A 6,757-nucleotide genomic window follows, 5' to 3' on the forward strand; every position below is an offset into this window, starting at 1 on the left:
TGAGCGGAGTTCGAAGAACGCAGCGAGTTCTGCGGCACCACCCCAGATCCGAGCATCGCAGGTTGCCCGCAGCGAAGCGAAGGGACGCAGACTGGGGGCCGCCTTCTCTTTGGTGACTTTCTCTTGGCGGCCCACGAGAACGTTACTGCGCCGCCGGGCGCACATCCCGGCTCCCGCCCCAAAACCAAGCACGCCCCATCAGAGCGAAGCGACACCCACCCAAAAAAGTCAAAACCGCCGCGTCATAACGATATGCGCAATCCCCGCCTCCTCATAAGGCTCCCCCACCACCGAAAACCCAGCCCGCCGATAAAACCCCTCAGCACTGCACACCGCATGCAACTGCACCTCCCGATCCCCACGCGCCCGCGAAGCATCGACCAGGACATCCAACACCTTGCGTCCCCAAAGAGCCCCCCGCACCGATCGGTCCACCGCCAGCCGCCCAATCCGCCCAACCCCAGGTGCCTCCTGCAACAACCGCCCCGTAGCAATCGCCTGCTCCAGCCGGTTGTAGACCACTGCATGGCGCGCAGTGGCATCAAGCGCATCGGCTTCGATCTCGGCGGGAATGCCCTGCTCCGTGACGAACACAGCGGTGCGCAATCGGCCCGCATCACGGCCCAGCGCATTCCAGTCGCCGGTCTTGACTTCGGCCGTGTCCTCACCGGCCTCGAAGGCCGTGATGATGTCGCGCAGCGCCTGGGGAACGGGGCGCGACTTCTGCGCCACCGGATCAGCGAACACGTACACCAGCTCACCCGACACCAGCAGGCGCTCACCGCTGAAGATGCCGGCCTCGAAGACACACGAGGAGTTGCCCACGCGCGCGCACCGCATGCCCACGTCCAGCGTGTCGTCCATGCGCGCCGAGGCGTGGTATTCGAGGCTGGCCTTCTTCACGAACATCTCGCCCTGCAGCGCGTGCATGCTGGCGTCGTAGGGCAGGCCCAGCGCGCGCCAGTACTCGGACATCGCGTTGTCGATGTACATCAGGTAGTGGCCGTTGAACACGATCTTCTGCAGGTCCACCTCGGCCCAGCGCACACGCAGGCGGTGGAAGCAGCGGATATCACGACGTTGCATAGCTGTTGTCTCTCATTCCAATGAAAAGGCCTGGCGCAGGGCACGCGCTGCGTCGGCATGGGCCTTTCGCGCCTCGGGAATGGCGCGGCCCATCTTGATGAATTCGTGCGTCACGCCGCGGTAGATCTCCAGGTCCACGGCCACGCCGGCCGCACGCAGCTTGTCGGCATAGTCCACGCCTTCGTCCACCAGCGGGTCGCACTCGGCCAGGCCGATCCACGCGGGGGCCACGCCCTCCACGTCGTCGGCATGCAGGGGCGCAAAGCGCCAGTCCTGGCGCTGCTCTCGGCTGGTCACGTACTGGCCGAAGAACCAGGTGATGGCCGGCTCGTCGAGCACCAGGCCGCTCGCGAAGCGGGTGTGCGAGGGCGTGTCCTGGTGCGCCGCGCAACCTGGGTAGATCAGCAGCTGCAGCGCCAGCGGCAGGCCCGCATCGCGCGCGAGGATGGCGTTCACCGTGGCCAGGGTGCCGCCTGCGCTGTCGCCGCCCACCGCCATGCACGCCGGGTCAGCGCCCAGGCGGGTGGCGTTGGCATGCAGCCAGACCAGCGCATCCCAGGCATCGTTGGTGGCGGTGGGAAAGCGGTGCTCGGGCGCCAGCCGGTAGTCGAGCGAGACCACCATGCAGCCTGCCAGTCGCGCCAGTTCTCGGCACAGGATGTCGTGCGTGCCGATGCTGCCGATGGTGAAGCCACCGCCATGCGTGTACAGCAGCACGGGCAACGGTGCGCCCGTCGAAGGCGCATACAACCGCGCCGACAGCGCATGGCCGTCGCGCGCGGGAATGGTGAAGTCCTCCACCCGGGGTAGTTGGGCCTTCGGGACCTCGAGCACATCGGCGCCGGCCGCATAGGCGGTGCGCGCGTCCTGCGGGCTGCGGGTGTACAGCGGGGGGTGGCCCGCGCGCGCCATGCGCTCGAGCACGCTGCGCATCTGGGGGGTCAGGCGGTGGGCATGGATATGCAGATCGGTCAACGCAAAGGCTCTCTCAGGGACGATGAAGAAGAAAACTACTTGAAGGTCACGCGTACTGGCGCGGCACCCGGCAAGCCGTCGTAGGAGGCGGTGACCGACAGGCCGGCCCTGGGCGGCAGCAGCGCCGAGAACGAGCCCAGGCTCACCAGGTCGCCCGGCTGCAGGGTGATGCCCTCCTTCTGCAACGCAGCGGCCAACCAGGTGACGGCATTGAGCGGATGCTCGAGGATATCGCTGCCCTTGCCACCGCCCAGGCGTGCGCCAGTGCCATCGGTGAGCGAGACATTCATGTCGGCAAGGGCCTTGAGCAGCGCGTAGCGCTCGCCCCGGTAGGCCGGCACCGGCAGCGGCGCACCCGCAACGCCCAGGCGCGCGCCCACGTTGATGGCCGTGACACCGGCACCGTTGAGCTGGGGCGGCGCCTGCACCATCAGGTCGGGCAGCTCGATGAAGGGGATGACCTGGTCGATGGCGTCCAGCACCTCCTCGGGCGTCCTGGCGTGGTTGATGGCCGCGCTCTTCACGCGCACCAGCATGTCGGCCTCGTACAGCGCGCGGGCGCCGAAGGCGGCCTCCACGCTGGCGCCGTTTGGCAGCACCATGCCTTCGTAGAGCTTGCCCCACACGGGCTTGTCGGTGTTGAAGCGTTTTTGCACCGCCGGGTTGGTGAGGCCTGCCTTGTAGCCCACGACCTTGCCCATGCGCTGCGCCAGCAGCTGGTTGAACTTGCCGCGTGTGCAGGCGCCATCGGCGTCCGACAGGTTCACCGGATTCGGTGCTGGGGTGCGCGCCACGTAGTGCGCGAGCAGCTCGGCGGCCTGCGCATCGGTCAGGCAATCGGCCTGCACCGCTGTCACGCACGTGACGAACAAAGTGGCGGCGATGAGGGTTTGCTTCAGGGTCATGGGTGTCTCCCGGTTGTACATTGTTCGGAACCCGCCGGATATCGTAAACGCATCCTTACAAAGCCATGGCCTTCATCTACTACGTCACCCAGATCCAGTTCGAGTTCGGCGCCGTGAAGCTGCTCCAGCAGGAATGCGAGCGCGTGGGCATCACCCGCCCGCTGGTGGTGACGGACCCTGGCGTCAAGGCTGCGGGCGTGCTGCAAAAGGCGCTGGACGCGCTCACGGGCCTGCCCGTGGCAGTGTTCGACCAGACCCCCGCCAACCCCACCGAAGCGGCCGTGCGCGCCGCGGTCGAGGTCTACAAGGCCCAGGGCTGCGATGGCCTGATCGCCGTGGGCGGCGGTTCAGCCATCGACTGCGCCAAGGGCATTGCGATTGCAGCCACGCACGAAGGCCCGCTCACCCACTACGCCACCATCGAGGGCGGCTCGCCGCGCATCACCGAACGCGCCGCACCGCTGATCGCCGTGCCCACCACCAGCGGCACCGGCAGCGAGGTGGCGCGCGGCGCCATCATCATCGTGGACGACCACCGCAAGCTCGGCTTCCACTCCTGGAACCTGGTGCCCAAGACCGCCATCTGCGACCCCGAACTCACGCTGGGCCTGCCGCCTGCACTCACGGCCGCCACGGGCATGGACGCCATCGCGCACTGCATGGAGACCTTCATGTCCGCCGCGTTCAACCCGCCGGCCGATGGCATTGCGCTCGATGGCCTCACACGCGGCTGGGCCCACATCGGGCCGGCCACGCGCAACGGTGGCGACCGAGACGCGCGCCTGCACATGATGAGCGCCAGCATGCAGGGCGCCATGGCCTTCCAGAAGGGCCTGGGCGCCGTGCACTCGCTCAGCCACAGCCTGGGCGGCGTGAACCCGCGCCTGCACCATGGCACGCTCAACGCCATGTTCCTGCCGGCCGTGGTGCGCTTCAATGCACAGGCCGAATCGGTGCAGAAGGACAAGCGCCTGGAACGCATGGCCCACGCCATGGGCCTGGGCAGTGCAGGCGATATTCCCGAGGCCATCCGCGACCTGAGCGCGCGCCTGGGCCTGCCCACAGGCCTCGCGGCCATGGGCGTGACCGAGAGCATGTTCGACGACATCATCAAGGGCGCCATGGCCGACCACTGCCACAAGACCAACCCACGCATCGCCACGCCCGAAGAATACCGGGACATGCTCGTGCAGTCGTTGTAGCCGCCCTGCAAGGCACGGCGCCCTGGCCGTGCCAGCTCCACGGAGGCAGGGGCAGTGACCCGCGCAGCCACGCTCCGCCAGAGCCTCCCCCATACGGGCGGGGCGCGTTCAGCGTCCGTGCAGCTAAACTGCTGCCTGTCAAACAATAATTAACAAAATAATTAACAGGCCGGTGCTGTAGAGCTCCAGGCCCCGTTGCCACTGCTGAACGAGCGGCATGCATGGTGGGAGTGCATGGCCGGCGCGCAGGCCGGGCCCTTGGCGCGCCACCCGAAACCGGCTGGCGCCAGCCCATGGCGGTGCTGCGTGCGCTCTTTCTTTCATCCATTCCATGCAATGACTGGCTGATCCATCCATGCGCGCAGAAAAATTCAGGGCCTGGCTGACGCAGGGAACCACCCCCCGGCTGTACCTCGCGATCCTGGCGATCATCGTGGCGGTCGTGGCCGTGCGCTACCAGCAACTGGTATCGCTTGAGGAGCAGGAAGCCCACGACCGCGCCGTGGCCGAACTCGCGCGCGTGGGCGACAGCCTGCTGCCCACCCTGGTGGCCCTGGACCCGGCCCAGCGCGAATCGGCGGCCCGCGTGCTGCAGGCCACACCCACCCGCTTCGGCCCGGCCGTACAGTCGCTGCTGTGGCAGGTGCCGGGCCAGGCGCCCCTGCAGTGGACGGCGCCACCCCTGGCCATGCAGGCCCCGGCCTGGTTTGCCGATCTCCTGGACATCGCCCCGCCCGCACAGCGCTTCGGCCAGGCCTTTGCCGACGGTCGCACCGGCGTGCTCACGGTCACCGCCGATCCCGGCATCCTGGTGGACCGGGTGTGGAAGACCGTGGTGGTGCAGGCGCGCATCTCGGCGCTGAACATCTTCACCATCCTGTTCCTGCTGACCCTGATCCTGCGCGCCAATGCCCGCATGCTGCGCCGCCTGACCGAGGCCACGGACCGCTTCCGCCAGGGGCACCTGGACACGCGCATGGACATCAAGGGCGCGCTGGAATCGCGCGCCGTGGCCCACACCTTCAACGACATGGCGGGCAAGGTGCAATCGCTGGTGCACTCGCTGCGCGAGACCCAGCAGCTGCAGAGCGAGCAGCTGCACTTCACGCGCCAGCTCATCGACGCCCTGCCCCTGCCAGTGTTCGTGCGCGAAGCCGACGGCACCTTCATCGACGCCAACCGCGCCTGGCAGCGGCTGTTCCAGAACGGTGACCCCGGCCTGCCGGGCCAGGGCATGTTCCCGGGCCTCACGGCGCCGCACCTGCTGTCACCGGCCCAGTCCCGGGAGCTGGCCATGTCGCAGGACAACGAGGTGCTGGTACAGCCGCCTGGCCAGCTGGCGCGCACCATGGCCTACTACGAGGCGACGTTCACCAGCATGAACGGCTCGGTGGCCGGCACCGTGGGCACGCTGGTGGACATCACCGAGCGCAAGCGGGCCGAGCAGGCCCTGCGCAACGAGAAGGACCGGGCCCAGGTCACGCTGGCCTCCATCGGCGATGGTGTCATCACCACCGACCTGGCCGGCTGCATCGAGACCATCAATGAAGCCGCCCAGCTCATGACCGGCTACACCGCCGAGCAGGCCGTGGGGGAACTGCTGGACGACGTGTTCCGCCTCTACGAGCAACCGGCCAGCCAGGCGGCCACCCGGGCCACCGGCGATGCCGCCGTGGGCACGCCCAACCGCCCTGCCGTGCAGGAAGTGCTGCTGCACCGCTCGGGCGAGCGCTATGCCATCGCCTACACCGCCTCGGCCATCCGCCAGGGCAGCGGGCGCGCCTCGGGCTGCGTGCTGGTGTTCCGTGATGTGACGGAGGCCAGCCATTTGCGCCACCAGATCTCCTGGCACGCACGGCACGACGCCCTGACCGGCCTGCTCAACCGCGCTTCCCTGGCCGAGCGGCTCACGCACGCCCTGTTCGTCACCGGCCGCAGCCCGACCCTGCTGGCCGTGTGCATGCTGGACCTGGACCATTTCCAAGCCATCAACGCCACCCACGGCCACCGCGTCGGCGACCGCCTGCTCAAGGAGGTGGCCCAGCGCCTGAACGCCTTTGCCACGGGCAGCAATGCCGCGGCGCGCCTGGGCGGCGACGAGTTTGTGCTGCTGCTCAACCACCAGGTCGACGTGCCCGCCATCGAGGAGCATGTGCGCCAGCTCATGCAGCAGCTGGCCGAGCCCTATGCCATCGACGACCGCGTGCTGCACACCACCGCCAGCATCGGCGTGGCCGTGTTTCCGCAGGCCGACGTGAACCCCGACACCCTGCTGCGCCAGGCCGACCAGGCGATGTGCCAGGCCAAACGCTCGGGCCGCAACCGCATGCACCTGTTCGACGTGCAGCTCGACCATGCGGTGCAGACCCAGCACTCGCAGCAGACCCGGGTGGCACAGGGCCTGCAGGCCGGCGAGATGGGCCTGTGCTACCAGCCCTAGGTCAACCTGCGCACCGGCGAGGTGCTGGGGCTGGAGGCGCTGCTGCGCGGGCAGCACCCCGAACAGGGTCTGCGCGGCCCGCAGCCTGTGCTGCCCGTGCTGGAAGATGCGCAGGCCGTGGCCGTACTCGGGGACTGGGTGGGGCAGGA

General features: G+C 68.4%; 5 protein-coding genes. 2 read left to right on the forward strand and 3 right to left on the reverse strand.

Annotated elements, in window-relative coordinates; genetic code table 11:
* Nucleotides 1-228: 228 nt before the first annotated feature.
* The 3 genes from ACK59X_RS06740 to ACK59X_RS06750 form a co-directional block, all read right to left on the reverse strand.
* Entirely contained in the window at nucleotides 229-1,086 is an 858-nt protein-coding gene (locus ACK59X_RS06740) for a YbgC/FadM family acyl-CoA thioesterase (RefSeq protein WP_409956122.1), read from the reverse strand.
* Between the two features lie 12 nt (nucleotides 1,087-1,098).
* The gene (locus ACK59X_RS06745; RefSeq protein WP_409956126.1) at nucleotides 1,099-2,019 is read right to left on the reverse strand and encodes an alpha/beta hydrolase fold domain-containing protein; all 921 of its coding nucleotides are present in this window, start codon (nucleotides 2,017-2,019) and stop codon (nucleotides 1,099-1,101) included.
* A gap of 77 nt (nucleotides 2,020-2,096) precedes the next feature.
* Nucleotides 2,097-2,966 carry a 2-keto-4-pentenoate hydratase gene (locus ACK59X_RS06750; protein ID WP_409956123.1) on the reverse strand — a complete coding sequence of 290 codons (870 nt, stop codon included), beginning with the start codon at nucleotides 2,964-2,966 and terminating at the stop codon, nucleotides 2,097-2,099.
* A 65-nt stretch (nucleotides 2,967-3,031) separates the two neighbouring features.
* On the opposite strand from ACK59X_RS06750, the gene ACK59X_RS06755 reads away from it, so the two are divergent.
* Nucleotides 3,032-4,168, forward strand: coding sequence for an iron-containing alcohol dehydrogenase (locus tag ACK59X_RS06755; RefSeq protein WP_409956124.1), 1,137 nt, complete (start codon nucleotides 3,032-3,034; stop codon nucleotides 4,166-4,168).
* Between the two features lie 355 nt (nucleotides 4,169-4,523).
* Nucleotides 4,524-6,608 (forward strand): diguanylate cyclase domain-containing protein, encoded by a 2,085-nt coding sequence (locus ACK59X_RS06760; protein WP_409956125.1) that lies wholly within the window; start codon nucleotides 4,524-4,526, stop codon nucleotides 6,606-6,608.
* Nucleotides 6,609-6,757 lie beyond the last annotated feature (149 nt).

This window comes from Acidovorax sp. (assembly GCF_046339755.1).
Lineage (GTDB): Bacteria > Pseudomonadota > Gammaproteobacteria > Burkholderiales > Burkholderiaceae_C > Acidovorax.